The sequence below is a fragment of the Streptomyces sp. WM4235 genome, assembly GCF_001279725.1.
Classification (GTDB): Bacteria; Actinomycetota; Actinomycetes; order Streptomycetales; family Streptomycetaceae; genus Streptomyces.
Genome location: NZ_LGDE01000250.1, coordinates 1 through 638 on the forward strand (window position 1 = coordinate 1; position 638 = coordinate 638).

1 protein-coding gene is annotated in these 638 nt (G+C 69.3%); it reads right to left on the minus strand.

The features are described from left to right. The coding region (locus ADK55_RS18580; RefSeq protein ID WP_159041457.1) for an AMP-binding protein at positions 1–638 on the minus strand (638 nt) is incomplete at both ends.

Sequence of the window (638 nt, forward strand, 5' to 3'; positions counted from 1 at the left end):
GGAGGGCTTCGCCGCTGCAGACGACGAGTCGCAGGGTGGGGCAGGTGGTGATCTCGGTGTCGGCGAGGAACGCGGCGAGCATCGAGGGGACGAAGTGCACGACGGTGACGCGCTGTTCGCGGATGAGGGCGGCGAGGTAGTCGGGGTCCTTGTGGCCCTCGGGTCGGGCGATGACGAGGGGCGTGGCTTCGGCGAGGGGCCAGAAGAACTCCCACACCGATACGTCGAATCCGGCGGGTGTCTTCTGCAACACGCGGTCGTCCGAGGCGAGTCGGTAGGCGCCCTGCATCCACTGGAGGCGGTTGACGATAGCTTCGTGTTCGACCATGACGCCCTTGGGGCGGCCGGTGGATCCGGAGGTGAAGATGACGTATGCGGGGTGGCGCGGCAGCAGCACCGCCGAGCGGTCCGCATCGGTCACGACCGCCGCCGACTCCCCCGCGAGACGGGTACCGACCTCGGGCCCGTCGAGCGACAGAGCCGGGATGCCCGGTACCTCCGGAAGCGAAGTTGCCGACAGAGTGTCGGTAACCATCAGAACCGGGGCGGCGGTTTGGATCATGTGGGTGAGGCGGTCGGTGGGCAGGGTGGTGTCGAGGGGGAGGTAGGCGCCGCCGGCGCGGACGACGGCGTGCAGG